Annotated in this window: 13 protein-coding genes; 7 read left to right on the top strand and 6 right to left on the bottom strand. The window is 62.6% G+C overall.

All coding sequences use genetic code 11. The features are described from left to right. Window positions 1–68: 68 nt before the first annotated feature. Window positions 69–1,451, bottom strand: a complete 1,383-nt coding sequence (locus HXX25_RS12200) for a M24 family metallopeptidase (protein WP_233346707.1) — start codon at window positions 1,449–1,451, stop codon at window positions 69–71. Between the two features lie 105 nt (window positions 1,452–1,556). After that, window positions 1,557–3,986: a DUF305 domain-containing protein gene (locus HXX25_RS12195; RefSeq protein ID WP_187166174.1), complete on the bottom strand. Its 2,430-nt coding sequence runs from the start codon at window positions 3,984–3,986 to the stop codon at window positions 1,557–1,559. A gap of 178 nt (window positions 3,987–4,164) precedes the next feature. On the opposite strand from HXX25_RS12195, the gene HXX25_RS12190 reads away from it, so the two are divergent. From HXX25_RS12190 to HXX25_RS12180, 3 genes are all read left to right on the top strand, one after another. Further along, entirely contained in the window at window positions 4,165–5,757 is a 1,593-nt protein-coding gene (locus HXX25_RS12190) for an ABC-F family ATP-binding cassette domain-containing protein (protein WP_187166173.1), read from the top strand. 99 nt (window positions 5,758–5,856) lie between these two features. Beyond that, entirely contained in the window at window positions 5,857–6,642 is a 786-nt protein-coding gene (locus tag HXX25_RS12185) for a DUF3108 domain-containing protein (protein WP_233346705.1), read from the top strand. Between the two features lie 55 nt (window positions 6,643–6,697). After that, window positions 6,698–7,921 (top strand): trans-acting enoyl reductase family protein, encoded by a 1,224-nt coding sequence (locus HXX25_RS12180; RefSeq protein ID WP_187166171.1) that lies wholly within the window; start codon window positions 6,698–6,700, stop codon window positions 7,919–7,921. Here HXX25_RS12180 and HXX25_RS12175 read toward each other — a convergent pair. From HXX25_RS12175 to HXX25_RS12160, 4 genes are all read right to left on the bottom strand, one after another. Further along, on the bottom strand, window positions 7,918–8,976 hold the full coding sequence (locus tag HXX25_RS12175; protein WP_187166170.1) for a helix-turn-helix domain-containing protein: 1,059 nt from the start codon (window positions 8,974–8,976) through the stop codon (window positions 7,918–7,920). The genes HXX25_RS12180 and HXX25_RS12175 overlap by 4 nt on opposite strands. Before the next feature lie 86 nt (window positions 8,977–9,062). After that, window positions 9,063–9,398 (bottom strand): UrcA family protein, encoded by a 336-nt coding sequence (locus HXX25_RS12170; RefSeq protein WP_187166169.1) that lies wholly within the window; start codon window positions 9,396–9,398, stop codon window positions 9,063–9,065. A gap of 200 nt (window positions 9,399–9,598) precedes the next feature. After that, window positions 9,599–12,262 carry a M14 metallopeptidase family protein gene (locus HXX25_RS12165; RefSeq protein ID WP_187166168.1) on the bottom strand — a complete coding sequence of 888 codons (2,664 nt, stop codon included), beginning with the start codon at window positions 12,260–12,262 and terminating at the stop codon, window positions 9,599–9,601. 83 nt (window positions 12,263–12,345) lie between these two features. Next, window positions 12,346–14,622 carry a M3 family metallopeptidase gene (locus tag HXX25_RS12160; protein WP_187166167.1) on the bottom strand — a complete coding sequence of 759 codons (2,277 nt, stop codon included), beginning with the start codon at window positions 14,620–14,622 and terminating at the stop codon, window positions 12,346–12,348. Between the two features lie 231 nt (window positions 14,623–14,853). On the opposite strand from HXX25_RS12160, the gene ccoN reads away from it, so the two are divergent. The 4 genes from ccoN to ccoP are packed head-to-tail and all read left to right on the top strand — an operon-like array spanning window position 14,854 to window position 18,382. After that, window positions 14,854–16,509, top strand: coding sequence for a cytochrome-c oxidase, cbb3-type subunit I (gene ccoN / locus HXX25_RS12155; protein ID WP_233346703.1), 1,656 nt, complete (start codon window positions 14,854–14,856; stop codon window positions 16,507–16,509). 10 nt (window positions 16,510–16,519) lie between these two features. Next, window positions 16,520–17,275, top strand: coding sequence for a cytochrome-c oxidase, cbb3-type subunit II (gene ccoO / locus HXX25_RS12150; RefSeq protein WP_187166166.1), 756 nt, complete (start codon window positions 16,520–16,522; stop codon window positions 17,273–17,275). 8 nt (window positions 17,276–17,283) lie between these two features. Beyond that, window positions 17,284–17,475 carry a cbb3-type cytochrome c oxidase subunit 3 gene (locus tag HXX25_RS12145; protein ID WP_233346702.1) on the top strand — a complete coding sequence of 64 codons (192 nt, stop codon included), beginning with the start codon at window positions 17,284–17,286 and terminating at the stop codon, window positions 17,473–17,475. Continuing rightward, on the top strand, window positions 17,468–18,382 hold the full coding sequence (ccoP, locus tag HXX25_RS12140; protein ID WP_187166165.1) for a cytochrome-c oxidase, cbb3-type subunit III: 915 nt from the start codon (window positions 17,468–17,470) through the stop codon (window positions 18,380–18,382). Before HXX25_RS12145 ends, ccoP begins: the two co-directional genes overlap by 8 nt. The last annotated feature ends 3 nt before the right edge of the window (window positions 18,383–18,385 follow it).

The raw sequence follows: 18,385 nt of genomic DNA, 5'->3' as shown, positions 1-18,385 counted from the left end.
CGGCCGCGGAGACCGTCCACGCGATCAAAGTCCGCACGGGTCAATCCGCTTAGCGGGTGGACCCCAATCTACTCGCCGGACGGTATCAGCGTGATTTCGGTCTGCCGTCCGTCGAAAAAGCGGACTTTTTCGCCATCAAAGAATGCATCTTCTTCGGAGCGGAAGTCGACGATTTGCCCGCCCCATTCGGGGACAGCATTGAAGGTGGTGAGCTCGATCGCCCACGCTGTGTTGGCGTTGATCGGCCCTTCGCCGCGAGGATCGCCGGTCTGATTATCCCAGAAGCCGATTGCCGGTCCGGCGCCATGCCCGTGCAGGCCGATCGGATGGGTGTAGATGGACGGATTGAGCCCCCGTTCAATCGCTTCGGCGCGGGCGCGTTCCAGAACCTCATTGCCACTCCGCCCCGGTTGAAAATGGGCCAGCAGAATGTCCTGAACCTCATTGGTCGCGGCCAGACCATTCCGCAGCCCGGCCGGGGCCACGGTTTCTCCCGGCCGCAGGACATAGGCGAGGTGCTGGGTATCCGTGTTCAGCCGCAGATAGGTGATGCCGACATCCGTCCAGAGGAGGTCTCCGGGCTGGATGATTTCATCGCCCGAGAGCATGCCCTCCTGCCCGGCGCGCTGAATTCCGACCGATGGATGAAACCAGGGCGTCAGGCCCAAGCGGGCGAATTCCTGACGATACCACCAGCGGACATCATTTGCGGTTGTTACACCCGGCGTGATGACTTCGCGGGAAAAGGCGCGCGCGATCAGCGCGTGGGCCGTGCGGACAATGGCCGGGTAGAGCGCCACCTCGCTTGGCGTGCGGGTCTCCAGCCAGCGTATTGCCAGGGTTTCTCCGGAAATGATGCGGTCCTCGAATCCCTCCGGCAAGGCGGCCATCATCAAGCGGTACTGGCTCAGTGTCATGCCGTCGCCAAACGCTGAAATATCCGAGAAATTGATGGCAATGGTCGCCGGGTCCCGCTCTGCGATAATGGCGGCCACGGCATTCCACTGGTCCGGCTCGACTTCGGGATCCCAGGCGGGCTCAAACAGGCCTGCCAGCCCGTAGCGGCTTACCGTGAGACGCTCGATGGGCTCTCCCTCGCCCGTATCAAAGAACACCAGAATGGTCCGTCTGCGGGCCGCCATGCTGCGGGCATCCAGCATGGTGGCGATGACGGGCTCCTCGAAATACTCCCGCGCCATCAGCACCCACATGGCAACGCCATTCTCGCGCATGATCTGCGGCACGACGGTCTCAAGGCGCTCCGCGAGGATTCTGTCAATCACCGCGGCCCGATCCCGCAGAGGCAAGACCGGCGGCAATTCCGGCGCCTCCTCTTCGGTCTCACTCATGGGCAGGACGGGCGGCGGCATTTGCGCCCCGACACTGGCGGGAATGACAAAGCCGAACAGGAAAGCAACCGTCAGAACGGACAGGATGGCGGGTTGTTTCATTTGACGGCCTCGTTGTTTCCAATCCTGAAGGCTGGCGACGACGCATAATGGCGTGAAAGCCGCGGCGCGGCCCGAATGTCGAACCTGCCGCCGCGGCCCAGAGGCCTACTCCAGACCCGCCGCAATGCCGGTCAGGGTGTTGCGCAAGGCGGTGAGGCGCGCGCCATTGCGGCCATCCGCATCGACGCCGGACAAATCCTCTGACAGATCGGTCAGTGTTTGCGAAAGCTCGCTATCGCTTTCGCCTGCCTCCATCAGCGCACGCGCCTGGCCCAGCGCAGCCGCCATCGCCGTTGCCGTTTCTACTACCAGCGCGCCCTCCCGGTTCAGCTGGTCGAGATAGGCGAGCGCCACGACCGGGTGATCCGGCCAGGTGACGGGGTGTTGCTGTTGCGGATTGAAGGTGTCGCCCTGATCGCCGAGCGCGGCGGCGGCAATCTCGTTTTCGGTCAGGACGCCGCTGGGGGCGAGCTCGAAAATATCCAGCCCGCGCACGATCTCGGTGGCGTAGATGCGGCCACCATACCAGTAGGACGACCAGAAGCCGCCCGTGACCATCGTATCGCCATTGATGGGGCCGCGGTCGAAATAGCCGATTTCCACCGGATTGGCGGGATCGGTGAAGTCGATCAGCGTGATGCCGCCCTGATACCAGGACTGGACGAAGATATCGCGGCCCGGCACCGGGATGATGGAGCCATTGTGGGCGACGCAGTTTTCCTCGTCCGACTGATAGGCGGGCAGTTTGTAATAGGCATTGAAGTCCAGCTCGCCGTCCTCGATGGAATAGATCGCATTGGCGCCCCACGTCATCGGGTCCTGAACGCGGCAGCGCGGACGCCCGCCCCCACCCCATTCATCGGTGAACAGGACCCGGGTGCCGTCATTATTGAAGGTCGCCGAATGCCAGTAGGCAAAGCCGGTATCGCTGACAGCATCCATGCGGCGCGGGGCGCGCGGATCGGAAATGTCCATCAGAATGCCATTGCCCGAGCAGGCGCCAGCGGCGAGGTTCAGGCTGGGGAAGACGGTGATGTCGTGGCATTCATCGGTGCGGCTGGTGGTTTGGGTGCCCTCGCCATGATCGCCGCCGCGCCAGAGACCGGCCAGCTGTCCGGTTTCATCGTCCGCAAACACGGCCGGGCTGTCGACAATGCGGGCGGCCGCCGGATTGGCAATCGGGATCTCGATCACATCGATGCGGAAGAGCGCTGTGCTGCTGTCGCCGGGCACGTCGCCGACGCAACCGGCCAGTTCTTCCTCATCGCGGATCGAGCTGGTGCCGGAATTATAGACGATCAGAACGCCATCCTCACCGGGACCGGAGACCACGGAATGGGTGTGCGAACCGCGGCAGGTCTGGACCTGTCCGACCTGGCGCGGGGCCAGAGGATCGGCAATGTCGAAAATGCGGATGCCGCGGAAGCGGTCGGCGCTGACATCCTCGCTGACGCCCTGACGGCCGCAATCGACGCGGCCACGGGTCTGTTCCACCGACATGATCAGGAGATCACCCACAATGGAGACATCGCCCTGCCCGCCGGGGCAGACAACCGAGGAGATCAATTCCGGCTCGGCGCCGCCCAGCCGGTAGAGGTTGAAGCCGTGATAATTGCCAACCGCCATCAGATCGCCGGAAAAGGCCATGTCGGTATTGGAGAAGCTGAGGAAGGGAGAGCGCGCGCCAAATTCCGGCCTGTCGTCTTCATCCGCTGCGTCGGCCGCCTCGTCCTCATCCTCGTCGGACTCGATCAGGGGCGGAAGGCCGGCCGGGTTTTCCGGATCGAAGAAGCCGGTCGGCTTGGGCAGGGTGGCGACATGGATCAGGCCGGAAATGGCCTCACCCGCGTCGCGGAAACCGGGTGTCAGGTTGGAGCGCGGGTCCGCGGACAGGCCGCGCAAGAGACCGCCCATGCGGCGGATTTCGGCTTCCTGTTCATTCTTGATGTCGCCGGCAAAATCAAACAGCAGGGGGTCGTAGGCCGAGCCGGATTGTTCCAGCAGGTGATCGACCATGTCCACCGCGCCTTCATGATGGGTGATCATCAATTCAAGGAAGAGACGATCAAATTCCGGCCCTGACGCTTCGGCGAGCTGAGCCATCTGTTCCGGTGTGGCCATGCCCATCATGGCATGTCCCATGGCGTGATGGGCGTGCGGGCTTTCCAGCGCTTCGCCGCGCTCGGTCAGCCAGGTCCGCATGAAGGCGATCTCATCAGCCTGGGAGGCATCAATGCGCCCGGCAATCGCGGCCACGTCCCCGTTATTGGTGCGGTCTGCGACCAGCGCCGACATTTCCACCGCCTGTGCATGGTGCGGGATCATGTTCTGCATGAAGGCGACGTCGGCATCGGAATAGCGGTTATTCGCCAGCTGGACGGCCTCGTCCGCGCTCAGCGTGCGGGTGTCCTGTCCGGGTGCGCCCGGCTGCACAATCGGCACATCCTGCGCCGTAGCGGCACTGGTCAGGGCCAAAACGCCGGCTATGGCACCGCCAAGAATGGACTGGTTCAGAAATTTCGATTTGATGGACATGCTGGGCTCCCCGAGAAACAATGCATGAAAAGCTAGCATGGCAGCGGGGCGGGGCAAGGAGAGAAGGCGGGATTTGCCGGCATCCTGCCGCTGGCCCCCGCCCCGGACCCGTAGCTGGCCGCTTTTCGACTCCCTACAGGCATTGCGCTGGGCGCTGCGCACGTTACACCGCGCCACCATGTTGACGATTTCAAACCTTGATTACCGTGTCGGCGAACGCGCCCTGTTCGAAAACGCTTCCGCCCAGATCGCTGCGGGCTGGAAGGTCGGGCTGATCGGACGCAATGGCACGGGCAAATCCACCCTTCTGCAGATCATCCGCGAGGAGATTGCCCACCCCTCTCCGGACAGCCCGATCCGGCTGAGCCGCGGGGCGCGCATGGGCTGGGTGGCGCAGGAGGTCCAGCCGTCGGACGAGACCATTCTTGAGGTCGTGCTGGCCACTGATGCCGAACGCCACGCCCTGATGCAGGAAGCGGAAACCGCAGTCGATCCCGACCGCATCGGCGAGATCCATATGCGGCTCGCCGATATCGACGCCTGGTCCGCAGAATCGCGCGCGGCCGAAGTGCTGATGGGGCTCGGCTTTACCGATGCCGATCTGTCGCGGCCGACGCGGGAGTTTTCCGGCGGCTGGCGCATGCGCGCCGCGATTGCCGGCGTCCTGTTCTCCCAGCCGGACCTGCTCCTTCTGGACGAGCCGACCAATTATCTTGATCTGGAAGGCGCGGCCTGGCTGGAAACCTATCTGAGGAAATATCCCCACACCGTGCTGATCGTCTCGCACGACCGGGAGATGCTCAATCGCTCCGTCACGCACACGCTGGCGCTGGAGCACAAACAATTGGCGATCACGCCGGGGGGCTATGATGCCTGGCTGCGGCTGCGGGCCGCAAAACTGGCACTGCTGGAAAGCGAGCGCGCCAAGCAGGATGCCGACCGGGCGCATTTGCAGGCCTTTGTCGACCGCTTCCGCGCCAAGGCCTCGAAAGCGCGGCAGGCCCAGTCGCGGGTGAAAAAGCTCGAGAAGATGCAGGAAATTTCCGTTCCGCTGGCCGAGCGGACGACGCCGTTCGTCTTTCCCAATTCCACCGACAAGCTCGCCCCGCCCCTGCTGCAGCTGCGCGATGCGACGCTGGGTTATGGCGAAGACGCCGTGATCCTGCGGGATATCGATCTGCGTCTGGACCCGGAAGACCGCATCGCCATTGTCGGGGCCAACGGACAGGGCAAGACGACGCTGGTGAAATCCATCGCCGAGCGCCTGTCGCTCCTGTCTGGCGAACGTGTGGCGCCGCGCGCCCTGCGCATCGGCTATTTCTCGCAGGACCAGATGGACGAGTTGCGGCCCGGCGAAACCGTGCTCGACCATGTTCGCGACGCTCTGCCGGAAGGCTCGCCCCCGTCAAAGCACCGCGCCGTGGCGGCCGGCATGGGCTTTCCCTATGAGAAGGTCGGCACGGCCATCGAAAAGCTGTCCGGCGGCGAGAAAGTGCGTCTGCTGCTCGGCCTGATGGCAATTGAAAAGCCGCATATCCTGATCCTTGACGAACCGACCTCCCACCTCGATATCGACAGCCGCGAGGCGCTGATCTATGCGCTCAACGATTATGACGGCGCCGTGGTGCTGATCACCCACGATGTCTATCTCGCCGAAGGCACCGCCGATCAGCTCTGGCTGGTCAAGGATGGCCGGGCGACACGCTATGACGGCGATCTCAATGATTACCGCAAACTCGTCCTGCAGGCCGACCGGGCGGCACAAGCCTGAGGCGGCCATACGCGGCGGATATGCCCTGCGCTCGACAGACCGGGCCGGGGCGATAGACTGGTCGGATCGATCCCGGAACCCGGCAAAACGGCGGTGAATGTGTTGCGTTTGATATCCATCGGCCTGCTCTGTCTTCTGGCAACTGCGCCGGCCGCGGCGCTGAACCGCGAGACGCCGCTGTCAATAACGGCGGATTATTCCGCCTCGGTGCTGGTTTTCCGGGTCGGGCGGGTGACGCTGGAGGCCGATCTGGGGCGCGCGGACTATGCGGCGCAGGCGCATGTCGAGGCGGCCGGACTGGCAGCGCTGTTCACCGATTTCGAGATCGATTCCCGAGTGGCCGGACGCTTCGGCGCAGGCGGGCCCGAACCGGCCCGTTATGGCCATACCGAGCGCACAGGCGACAAGACACGGATCATCGATGTGGATTTTGGCGGCGGTGTGGCCCGCTCGACAGCCTCGCCGGAGTTTACCAACTGGGGTGATCCGCCTGCAAGCGAGGCCGACCGGACCGGCGTGGTCGATCCGATGACGGCCACCCTGCTGCTGTCGGAAATGGTGGCGGCCTCGGGCGGGGCGCCGTGCGAAGGCTCGATCCCCGTCTTCGACGGCAAGCAGCGCTATGATCTCAACCTTGCTTCACGTGGAACCGAGACGGTGCGCACACGCGGCTGGCGCGGCGAGGCGCTCGTTTGTGATGCCTATTACACACCGGTTTCCGGCTATGACGCCGAAGACTGGCCGGAGCCGGGCGAAACCCGCCATCCCTTGCGCATGTGGATCGCTCCGATCGCCGATGGCACCGCCTTCCTGCCCGTGCGTCTGCACACGCGGGCCGGCTTTGGCGGGGTAACGGTGGAGTTACGTCAACTGGAACTTCACTAGCGCCTTGACGGAGCGTCCCTGCGCGCGATGTTGAAGGTCAAAGGGAGAGCCGGACATGACGACACGCACACATGATATCGTGGTTTACGGGGCCACCGGATTTACCGGGCGGCTGGTCGCGGAATACCTCAATACCACCTATGGCGTCGGCGGCGACCTGAAATGGGCGATGGCCGGACGATCCGCCTCCAAGCTCGCGGCCGTGCGTGAAGAGATGGGCATTTCTGCCGATGTGCCGCTGGTCATCGCCGATGCCGGTCAGCCGGAAACCCTGAAAGCGATGGCGGAAAGCGCCAGGGTCGTGTTGACCACGGTCGGGCCCTATCAGCTTTATGGCGAACCCTTGCTGGCGGCCTGCGCGGAGGCCGGAACCGATTATGTCGATCTGTGCGGCGAACCGGCCTGGATGGCGCAGATGATCGTCAAATATCAGGAAAAGGCCGAAGCCTCTGGCGCGCGTCTGGTCTTCTCCTGCGGGTTTGACTCAGTGCCGTTTGATCTTGGCGTCTGGTTCCTGCAGCGTGAGGCAAAGGCCAGATTCGGCGACACCCTGACCCGTGTCAAAGGCCGGGTGCGCAAGATGAAGGGCACCTTCTCGGGCGGCACAGCGGCGAGCCTGACGGCGACGCTGGAGGCGGCCTCGAAGGACAAGTCCATCATCAAGCTGCTCACCAATCCGTTCTCGCTAGTGCCGGGCTTCAAGGGCCCGAAGCAGCCCCATTCGGACAAGGCCGAGTATGATGAGAGTGCAAAGTCGTGGACGGCGCCTTTCATCATGGCGCCGATCAATACCAAGAATGTGCATCGCACCAATGCGCTCGCCGGACACCCTTACGGTGAGGATTTTATCTATGACGAGCGGATGATGACAGGGGACGGCCCCAAGGGCGAGAAGCGCGCGAAAGCTGCGGCCCGGCAGGACAAGATCCAGAATATTCTTCTGGCAATTGCGCCCACGCGCTGGCTGATCAAGACATTCGCCTTGCCCAAACCCGGCCAGGGTCCGGACAAACAGGCCCGTGAAACCGGCTTTTATGACGTGCTGTTTCTCGGCGAAGACGCGCACGGCCATGCCCTTCGCGCCTCGGTGAAGGGCGACAAGGATCCGGGCTATGGCTCGACCTCGAAGATGATAACCGAATGCGCCGCGGCGCTGGTCATGAATGTGGACCGTCAGACCACGGGTGGCGGTGTGTGGACAGCGGGCGCCGCTCTGGGGGATGTGCTGATTGACCGGTTGCAGGAACGCGCGGGGCTGACCTTTGCCATCGAGGACTAGTCGGCCATCAATGCCTTGCGCCGGAAGCTGGTCGGGGCTTCGCCCGTGGCTTCCCGGAAAGCGCGGTTGAAGCTGGCGATGGAGCCATAGCCGAGATCGAGCGCGACCTGCAGGATCTGCAGGCGGGCGCGCTCGGGATCGGCGAGGATTTCCTTGGCGTCTTCCACCCGGTGCGAATTGATATAGCTGGAGAAATTCCGGTAACCGAGGCCGGAATTGATCAGCTTGCGCAGGCGGTGTTCCGGCGTGTTCAGATGATCGGCCAGCTTGCCGACGGTGAGGCCGGTCTCGCGATAGGCTCCGGCCTGCATGGCCGCTTCCAGCCGCGCCAGCAGAGGACGGTCCGCCGGATCAATAGCGGCAATGGCCGCCTCGCTGTCATGATGCTGGCGCACTTCCTTGCGGTCGACAAACATTTCCGGGCTCGCCCGTAGTGCCCACATGGCGAAGGCGAAACACAGGACGAGCAGCCACAGCGACGAGCCGACGAGATAGGCGGTTTCGGCTGCCGTGCCGCGCACCAGAATTTCCAGTCCCATCAGGATCACCGCTGACAGCCCCACCGAGACGGCGATCACCACGCGGAAACGGCGGCGGCTATCGACCAGATCATCCTTCAGGCTGAGCAGGGCGAAATAGGTGGCATGCAGGAAGAGGATGACGGAAATGGACTGCTTGATCAGCGTCATGCCATCGCGCCAGAACGGGTCCGTCACCACATATTGCAGCGGCACCAGGATCAGGATCGGTAAGGCCGGCAAGAGATGCGCGGCGCGGAAGCGGTACTGGTCGCAGAACAGGGCGAGGCAGAACCACCAGAAAAAGACTCCGTCGAGCCAGCCCAGAGGCTCGATGATGTGCCGCCAGGTGCCGAGCAGGTCGCGCATGGTCGGTGAGGCACAGGCCATGTAGGCTGCGGCACCGAGTCCGAAAAGCGCGCCCAGACGGGCGGCGAGGGATTTGCGCGCATTGAGCAGCAGCACAGCGCTGGTCAGAAGACACAGCACACCCGCGCTCATGCGGGCGATAACTTCAATAAGAGCAGCGTCGGTCATGCGGCGAAGTATGCCTCAATCAAAAAAATCCTGCCAGCTTTTCCGAAAACCCGGGGGGCGGAGGAAAAGCCGGCAGGGCAGGAAAGCTAGTCGCGCGCGGCGGCCAGCACCACGGCGTCCCGTCCATCAGGGGAGATGCTCCGGGCGGCGTGGATCTCGGAAAGTTGCGGGGCGGCGATCTGAGCCACGGTGCGGTCCACCGTATCGGTGACGCAGATACGGGCTGCTGTTGCCGCCATGCCGGAGTTGCGGTTTTCAGCGGCGCAGACTCGTTCAGCGGCCGACACCACACGCTGGTAGACGGCAGCAGAGCCATTGTGGGTGGAAAGTTCGGCCTGCGAGAAGGAGAGCTCTGCGCTGGCCGGGCCGCCCACAAAGGCGGTTGTGCCGAGAAACAGGGCAGGGAGGAGTGCGTTCAACATAATCGACCTCGTTTGTTATGGCCGCGGGGAGGCGGCTGACGAGTTCAATCTGGAGAGTTCCTGTCTGCTCTGCTTTGCGATTTCGAAAAACGCGTGATGATTTTCAGAAACGCGCGGCGTTTTCCGGAAATGATCAGTGACGGGGGCTGAAAGGCGGCTTTCGATTGAGATAGATGGCGGTCCGCTACCTGCTGCCGCCGCTATCTGAGCCGCCAGGAACGCGCCGGGGCGAGGATGACGGCGTTCAGGAGTGCCAGATCCAGGCCTTCCTGATAGCCGCGGGCGGTCGGGTCCTGGGTGAAGGCGACGACAAAACCGGACCCCGTCCGGCGCGAGACCATGAAAGGCTTATAGGCGGTCTGGGCGATGTTTTCGTCCCAGAGATAGCCTGAAGCGACCAGGTCGTCCGGCCCGGCAAAGCGCAGCACCGTATCGGCCTCGTCCAGGGGCACGGCGGTATAGATGTCCGATCCCGTCACCATGGCGGCGGCGCCTTCGGCATAACCGGCTGACAGGAAAGCATCGGCATTGGCGGTGACATTGAGCAGCGCGCCGGGAGAGGTGTCGGGCCGGGCATTGCGCGGCTCCAGCGCGGCCTGCAACGCGGCGTCATCCTCGATCACACTGCCGGAGACCAGAGCGCCCTCGCCGGAACTGCCAGTGGGTGTGTCGGCGGCGCGTTCGCGGCGCAGCGGCAGAAGGTTGATATCCGGGTCGGTGACAAATCGGGTGGCATCGCCCAGAGCAATCAGCGTGCCGCCGCCTTGCGCGAACCGGGAGAGATTACCGGAACCGGATTCGCCGATCTCCGCCCCATAACCGCCACCCGACTGCTCGGGCAGGATCAGCACGTCAAAACCGGAGAGATCGGCACTGCCAAGACGCGCAGCGCGGATCACCGTCACCGGCAGACCGTAACGGCGCTCCAGCACATAGCGCAGCCCGCCGGCCGAATTGGCATCCGTGCCTTCGCCCCAGGCCATGGCAATGCGCGGGGCGATGATGTCGGCAAACTGGCTGGAGCCGAAATTCGGGCCGCTCTCGGTCCAGCTGGTGGCGAGGCCGGCATAGGACGCCCCGATCATGCGGGCATGGAGCCGCATCAGGGAATCGAGATTGGCCGGGGCGCTTGTACGCGCAATCACGACCGATCCGGCCGGATATGTCTCGCCGTCAATGGTGAATTCGCTGGCCGCGGTGCGCATCGGCACGCCCTCGGCGGCGAGCGCTGCGACAAGGCGGGCCTGACCGGCATCGGTCCAGGGAATGACATAGCCAAAGCGCGCCGAGTCCGCGACGCTGGCAGGCATGGCGTCATCGGCGGTGACGGCGTCGCCGGATAGATTGGGGCGGTTGGCGCATTCGGTTGATTGCACATTGAACATCACCGGCAGGGACCAGGCGGTGACATCATAGAGTTCGTGGTCGAGCCCGCGTGTGCGGCGATCTTCCTGGCCTGCGAGGAAATCTTCCGGCAGCGGCGTGTCGCGCTCCAGCAGGGTGCGGGCGAGCTGCCCGGCGGGCTGGTTCAATTGCACCAGAAACCCGCCCTCTGGCAGGGCGGTCCCACAGGCCGTGGTTCCGGCATCAATGCGGGTGATTTCAATTCCCTGCCGGGCGATCAGGCGGGCGAGGCGTTCCGCCCCCCAGCGATTGGTCTCGCGTGACAGAAGGATGGCCGCCGGGCCGTCCGCATTGTTGCTGGCGGCGGCGCGGACATCATGAAAACCGCGCACGAAGCGCTCGCGGTTTTCTGCTGCGGCCTGCGCTGTCGACAGGCTGGCGATGAAATGATTGGTGACGCCATCGGCATAGGTCAGGTCCTCGCCATTGCGGCGGGTCCAGACCAGACCGCGCGCCGAGCCCTGTTCATAGGTCATGGCCACACCACCCTGCATCATCGGCCAGGTATCGCCATAGCCCGGATAGAAGGCGTCGAAGATTTCGCGGGTGAAATAGTCAGAGCCGATACGGTCAAACCACATTGCGTGATTGAGGCCGATAATGTCATGGCCTTCCAGCTGGCCGTCAGTGAGGACCGGATTGACCGGGTCGGCCACGGGCGGGAAGAAGTAGGACTGATCACCGCCCATTTCATGGGCATCGACAATCACCATGGGCCGCCAGTCCAGCATCGCCGCCGTGCGGCCGAGGGTTTCCGGCTGGGTCATGATGAACCAGTCGCGATTCATGTCGAAGAGGTAGTGATTGTGCCGCCCGCCCGGCCAGGGCTGGTCGTGTTCGGCGGAGTAGCGATAGCCGTCCGCCTGCAGGCCGCGCGCCTGGGTGAAGGAATTGACGAAGCGGTTGCGGCCATCGGGATTCTGGGTGGGATCAATAATGACCAGCGCGTCTTCACGAATCGTGTCGGCGACCGGGTCATTGGCCGCGGCGATCAGGTGATAGGCGGTGCGCAAAGCGGCATCGGTGGAGGAAATCTCGTCGCCATGCACGCCATAGCCGAGCCAGACAATCACGGGCAGTGTAGCAATCAGGTCCTCGCGGTCGGCATTTGACAGGCCGCGCGGGTCGGCGAGGCGTTGCAGACCGGCCCGGATCTCGTCGAGACGCGCCATATTCTCGGCGCTGCCGATCACCGCATAGACGAGCGGGCGGCCTTCCCAGCTGGTCGCATAGTCAAAGACCTGCATGCGTTCAGGGGCCCTATCAGCCAGCGTCCGGAGATAATCGACCGCGTCTTCGGGCGGGGTAATCTCCTCGCCGAAATCATGGCCCAGCGCCGCTTCCAGATCCGGTATGGCGGTGTCGTACCGGGCCTCCAGCGGGGTCGGCGCGGATTGCGCGAACGCGGCGGCGGACAGGCCGAAAGCGGCAAGAGCGGCAAGCAGGATACGATGTGTCATGAAGGTCCCCGAAAAGGTCTGAATGTCAGGCAGATACAAAACGGCCCGGAGCAGGATGCTCCGGGCCGGTTGAAATGGCGAGATTATTCCTCGCCGCTATCACTCTCGTCTTCACCGGGAACCGGGAAGCCGCGATCGCGCATCAAAGGCGCGATGTCGGCATCACGTCCGCGGAAGGCGCGATAGGCCTCGGCCGGATCGACCGAATTGCGCGGGGCGAAAAGATGCTCGACCAGCGCGGCCGCGACGGTCTCGTCATAGAAACCGCCCGGCGCTTCGGCAAAGGCCTCTGCGGCATCCGAGGTCAGGACGTCGGCCCACATATAGCCGTAATAGCCGGCGGAATATCCTTCACCCGAGAAGATGTGTCCGAAATGCGGGCTGCGGTGACGCATGACCAGTTCGGACGGGGCACCGAGGCGCTCCATGGTCTCGCGCTCGAACGCGTCCGGATCAATGCCGGCCGGGTCGGTCGTGTGGTAGTACATGTCGACCAGGGCCGAAGCGAGATATTCGGTGGTGGCAAAACCCTGATTGAAGGTCGAGGCCGCCTCGATACGGGCCACCAGCTCGTCCGGCATCGGTTCGCCGGTTTCGACATGGACGAAGTAGTTGTCGATGACCTCGTCGGTCGAGAGCCAGCGCTCGAGCAATTGCGACTGGAATTCGGTGTAGTCGCGGACGCCGCCATTCAGCGTCGGATAGGCGACGTTGGACGACAGAGTGTGCAGGGCATGGCCGAATTCATGGAAGAAGGTGTTGGCATCGTCCCAGGAAATCAGGACAGGCTGGCCCGGTGCCGGTTCGACGAAGTTGGAATTATTCGTCGAGAGCGGGGTTTCCTGACCGTCATAAGTGGTGTGGCCCCGGAAGGAGGACGCCCAGGCGCCCGAGCGCTTGCCGGTGCGGGCGAAGGGATCGAGATACCAGACGCCGACATGTTCGCCGCTGTCCCGGTCGGTCACTTCATAGACGGTGACGTCTTCATGCCAGACCGGTACCGAGCCATCGGTGATCTGCGTGAACTCGAAATTGAAGAGCTCGCCGGAGACGAAGAACATGGCCTGCAGGAGATTGTCGAGCTGCAGGTACTGGCGCACCTCGTTGGAATCGAGCTCATAGCGATCCTGCCGGATCTTTTCCATGTAATAGCGATAATCCCAGGGCTCGATGGTGATGTCGTCCCCGCGCGCATCGGCCAGAGCCTGCATGTCGGCGACTTCTTCCTCGACGCGGGCGACGGCGGCCGGCCAGACAGCTTCCATCAGCTCCATGGCCCGCTCGGGCGTGCCGGCCATGCGGTCGGCCAGACGCCACTGGGCGTAATTGTCATAACCGAGCAGGCCGACGCGCTCGTGGCGGAGCTGCAGGATTTCGGCGATCACGGCGTTATTGTCGAACTCATCGCCATTATCGCCGCGATTGTAATAGGTGCGCCAGACCGTCTCGCGCAGATCGCGCTCGTCAGAGAAGGTCAGGAAAGGGTCCATCGAGGAGCGGGTATTGGTGATGGCATATTCGCCCTCGCGTCCGCGCTCGGCCGCGGCGGCGGCATAGGCCGAAATGACCGAGTCGGAGAGACCGCTCAGCTGGTCTGCGGTGATGTAGGTGACATAGGCTTCTTCATCGTTCAGCACATTGTTGGCAAATTGCGTGTGCAATTCCGATAGGCGCAGATTGATGGCAGCATAGCGCTCGGCGGCTTCGCCTTCCAGCGTCGCGCCATTGCGGGCAAAGCCGTCATAGGTGAGCTGGACAAGGCGCTGCTGATCCGGACGCAGGCTGTCAAATTCATCGCCTTCATAAACCGCGCGAATCCGGTCGAACAATGCCCGGTTCTGCGTGATCTGCGAATTGTAGGCGGACAGGCGCGGCGCAAGTTCGCGCTGCAAGCCACGGAATTCCGGCGATGACATGTTGGACGACCAGATGCCCCAGAAATTGAAGACCCGGCCCAGCGGTGCGCCGGCCCGCTCCATGGCAACGATGGTGTTTTCAAACGTCGGGGGTTCCGCGTTGTTGGCGATGGCATCGATCTCGGCGAGGTGCGCGGCGATGCCGGCCTCGACCGCAGATTCCAGCTGATCAAGGCTGGCGGCGCCAAATTGCGGCACGCCGCCATAAGGGCCGGACAGATCGGCCAGAAGCGGATTTGTTTCCAGCTCGGCCTGCCAATCCATGGCGTCCGCACTTTCGTCAGACATGGTGTCATCTGATGTGGTGTCGGCATTCATGGCGGTTTCGGTGGCGGTATTGTCCATATTGGCGCCTTCCGCGTCAGTGCCGTTTGTGCCTTCTTGCGAGCAGGCGGCCAGCGCCAGTGCAGCGAGGCTGGTGGTGGTAATCAGAATGCGTTTCATGTGTCTTTCTCCGGGAAAGGTGAATGGCTGGCGTGGAACCTAGCGTCACAAGGGCGAATCGCAAATGCCCCACTGCGTCGCATTGCGGAAGGTTAATGTTCAACGCGGCCGAGCCTGCGACTCCCTGCCATGTGTCAGCATGCCACATTCTTTTTGGGGACATTCCCCTTTTACCGTTAACCGGTCTGTGGAATTATCCCGCAGAGCAAAGTTTGATTTGGGGGACTATCCATGTCGCAAGCCACAGCGATGCCGGTAAAATCATCCGGCCTCGACGGGATGCTGATCGGACTGATCTGTATTCTCGGTGCCTTCTGGAGCCTCATGGCAGCTGCCCGCGGTGTTGATCCGCAAATGGTGGCGCATGGCTGGCTGATGCTGGGCGGGTTCATTGTCGGCCTCATCCTTGTGGTGAATGCCTATTCGGCCAATGGCCGGGTGGAGGAAAAGGGCCTTTACCATGACAACGTCATCAAGGCGGGCGCGATCGCGACCATGTTCTGGGCTATTGCTGGTCTTCTGGTCGGGCTGATCCTGGCGTTGCAACTGGCATGGCCCGGTATCTTCTACTTCGAGCAATTCGGTTTTCTGAATTTCGGGCGCCTGCGTCCCCTTCACACATCTGCGGTCATTTTCGCCTTTGGCGGGAATGCCCTGATCGCCACTTCCTTCTATGTCGTTCAGCGCACCAGCCGCGCACGCCTCGCAGGCGGTTTGTGGCCGTGGTTTGTGTTCTGGGGCTATCAGTTCTTCATCGTCATTGCCGCCACCGGCTATCTGATGGGCGTCACACAAGGTCAGGAATATGCCGAGCCGGAATGGTATGCGGATATCTGGCTAACGATTGTCTGGGTCGCCTATCTGATGGTCTTCCTCGGCACGCTGTGGAAGCGCAAGGAGCCGCATATCTATGTGGCGAACTGGTTCTATCTGGCCTTCATCGTGACGATTGCCGTCCTGCACCTGGTCAATAATCTGTCGATCCCCGTCGATCCGTTCGGCTCGTTCAGCTATTCGGTGTTTTCCGGGGTGCAGAATGCGCTGACGCAGTGGTGGTATGGCCACAATGCGGTGGGCTTCTTCCTGACGGCCGGCTTCCTCGGCATCATGTATTATTTCATCCCGAAACGTGTGGACCGGCCGGTCTATTCCTACCGCCTTTCCATCGTTCACTTCTGGACGCTGATCTTCATCTATATCTGGGCCGGGCCGCACCATCTGCACTATACGGCGCTGCCGGAATGGGCGCAGACGCTGGGCATGACCTTCTCGATCATGCTGTGGATGCCGTCCTGGGGCGGTATGATCAATGGCCTGATGACGCTGTCGGGTGCCTGGGACAAGCTGCGGACCGATCCGGTGGTGCGGATGATGGTGGTCTCGGTCGCTTTCTACGGCATGTCGACCTTTGAGGGCCCGCTGATGAGTATCCGCGCGGTCAATGCGCTCTCGCACTATACCGACTGGACCATTGGCCACGTGCATTCCGGTGCCCTTGGCTGGGTCGGCATGATCTCCTTCGGGGCGATCTATTGCATGGTGCCCTGGCTATGGAAGAAAAAGGGCATGTGGAGCCGCGCCCTCATTGAATGGCATTTCTGGCTCGCGACACTGGGCATCCTGCTCTACATCGCGGCGATGTGGCCATCAGGCATTACGCAGGGTCTGATGTGGCGCGCCTACAATGATCTCGGCTTCCTGGAATATTCCTTCGTCGAGACGGTCGAGGCCATGCATCCCTATTACATCATCCGGGCGGCGGGCGGACTGCTCTTCCTCGCCGGAGCCATCCTGATGGCGTTCAACATGTACAAGACGATCACAGGCGATGTGAGCAAGACCGAAGACGTGGTCACGCCGCAACCGCGTGCGATCCCGGCGGAATAGGAGCAGGTTCATGGCTGATACACCGCAAAAACCGAGCTTCCACCAGAAGTTCTTCGAGAAGAACTCGCTGATCCTGACGCTGGGCGTGGTCGTGACCATCTCCATCGGCGGCATTATCGAGATCGCCCCGCTCTTCTATCTCGATTCGACGATTGAAGAGGTCGAAGGCGTGCGTCCCTATTCTCCGCTGGAGCTGATGGGCCGGCAAATCTATCTGCGCGAGGGCTGTTATAACTGTCACTCGCAGATGATCCGTCCCCTGCGCGACGAAGTGGAGCGCTATGGCCATTACTCGCTGGCGGCGGAAAGCATGTATGACCGCCCCTTCCAGTGGGGGTCGAAACGCACCGGGCCGGATCTGGCGCGGGTCGGCGGCCGCTATTCGGATGAATGGCATCGCGACCATCTGATCCACCCGCAATCGGTGGTGCCGGAATCGATCATGCCGCCCTATGCCTTCCTCCAGGATGCGGCGCTTGATTATTCCACCATCTCTGCCCACCTCCGGGTCAATCAGTTTCTCGGCGTCCCCTATTCGGACGAGGCGATTGAAAATGCCGCTGCCGATCTGGAAGCCCAGGTCGACGAGTTTTCCTCCGGCTATGACGACTTGCTGGCCCGTTATCCGGGTGCGCAGATCCGCAATTTCGACGGCAATAGCGATGTCATCACCGAGATGGACGCATTGATCGCCTATCTGCAGGTGCTGGGCACGATGGTGGATTTCTCCACCTATGAGCCCGAAGCCGACGAGAACCAGCGCTAGGAGCGGCAATGATGTATGAGGCACTGGCCAGTTTCGCGCAGACTTGGGGTCTGTTGTTCTTCTTCACCGTCTTTATCGGCGTACTGGTCTACGCCCTGTGGCCGAAGAACCGCGATAAATTCGATGCCGCTGCCCGCATGCCGCTGAATGATGATGCCCCGCCTTCCGAGGACGGGAAAAAGGACGAAACCCATGTCTGAGAAACATATCGACGAGGAAACCGGCACGGAAACGACCGGTCATGAGTGGGACGGTATCCGCGAGCTGGACAATCCCCTGCCGCGCTGGTGGCTGTGGATTTTCTACGCCTCGATTGCCTGGTCCGTTGTCTACTGGGTGCTGATGCCGGCCTGGCCCGCACCGCCGGGCATGCAGGGCCACACAACCGGCGTCGTCGGCAATTCCGAACGCGTCAATGTGGCCAATGACCTGAACGCCTTGCAGGCCTCGCGCGCGGACTTCTTTACGCGACTGGAAGCGGCCGACGGTTATGGCGCCATCGAATCTGATCCGGCGCTTTTCCGCTTTGCGCTGGCGGCGGGCGAATCCACCTTCGGAAACTTCTGCTCGACCTGCCACGGTGCCGGCGCGCAGGGTTTTGTCGGCTATCCCAACCTCAATGACGATGTCTGGCTGTGGGGCGGCTCCTTTGAAGATATCCGCCATACGCTGGTGGTCGGCATCCGCTCGGACCATCCCGAAACGCGCTTCTCGCAAATGCCGGCCTATGGGGCTGACGGCCTGCTGTCGCGCGAGGAAATCCGTCACGTTCGCGATTATGTCCTGAGCCTGTCGGGCGAAACCGGCTTTGACGCGGCCGCGCTGGATGCGGGCGGAGCCGTCTTCGCCAACCAGTGTGCCACCTGTCATGGAGATAATGGCATGGGCGACCAGTCCCAGGGCGCGCCCAATCTGACCGATGCGGTCTGGCTTTATGGCAGTAGCCCGGAAGAGATCGAGAATACGATCTGGCGCGGACCCTATGGTGTGATGCCCGCCTGGGAAGGCCGCCTCAACGATCCGACGATCACGGCTCTCGCCACCTATGTCTACTCACTCGGCGGCGGTGAAGCGGCAGCCGAAGCCGAGGGGGCAGCAGGCGAATAAGCC

Origin of the sequence: Hyphobacterium sp. CCMP332 (genome assembly GCF_014323565.1) — a bacterium.
Taxonomy (GTDB): Bacteria; Pseudomonadota; Alphaproteobacteria; order Caulobacterales; family Maricaulaceae; genus Hyphobacterium.
This window is presented reverse-complemented; position numbering and strand designations above follow the sequence as displayed.

Coding starts and splice junctions, on each gene's coding strand:
- HXX25_RS12160 (WP_187166167.1), bottom strand. CDS start 14,622: ATGAAACGCATTCTGATTACCACCACCAGCCTCGCTGCACTGGCGCTG.
- HXX25_RS12165 (WP_187166168.1), bottom strand. CDS start 12,262: ATGACACATCGTATCCTGCTTGCCGCTCTTGCCGCTTTCGGCCTGTCC.
- HXX25_RS12195 (WP_187166174.1), bottom strand. CDS start 3,986: ATGTCCATCAAATCGAAATTTCTGAACCAGTCCATTCTTGGCGGTGCC.
- HXX25_RS12180 (WP_187166171.1), top strand. CDS start 6,698: ATGACGACACGCACACATGATATCGTGGTTTACGGGGCCACCGGATTT.
- HXX25_RS12190 (WP_187166173.1), top strand. CDS start 4,165: ATGTTGACGATTTCAAACCTTGATTACCGTGTCGGCGAACGCGCCCTG.
- ccoP (WP_187166165.1), top strand. CDS start 17,468: ATGTCTGAGAAACATATCGACGAGGAAACCGGCACGGAAACGACCGGT.
- ccoN (WP_233346703.1), top strand. CDS start 14,854: ATGTCGCAAGCCACAGCGATGCCGGTAAAATCATCCGGCCTCGACGGG.
- HXX25_RS12200 (WP_233346707.1), bottom strand. CDS start 1,451: ATGAAACAACCCGCCATCCTGTCCGTTCTGACGGTTGCTTTCCTGTTC.
- HXX25_RS12145 (WP_233346702.1), top strand. CDS start 17,284: ATGATGTATGAGGCACTGGCCAGTTTCGCGCAGACTTGGGGTCTGTTG.
- HXX25_RS12170 (WP_187166169.1), bottom strand. CDS start 9,398: ATGTTGAACGCACTCCTCCCTGCCCTGTTTCTCGGCACAACCGCCTTT.
- HXX25_RS12175 (WP_187166170.1), bottom strand. CDS start 8,976: ATGACCGACGCTGCTCTTATTGAAGTTATCGCCCGCATGAGCGCGGGT.
- ccoO (WP_187166166.1), top strand. CDS start 16,520: ATGGCTGATACACCGCAAAAACCGAGCTTCCACCAGAAGTTCTTCGAG.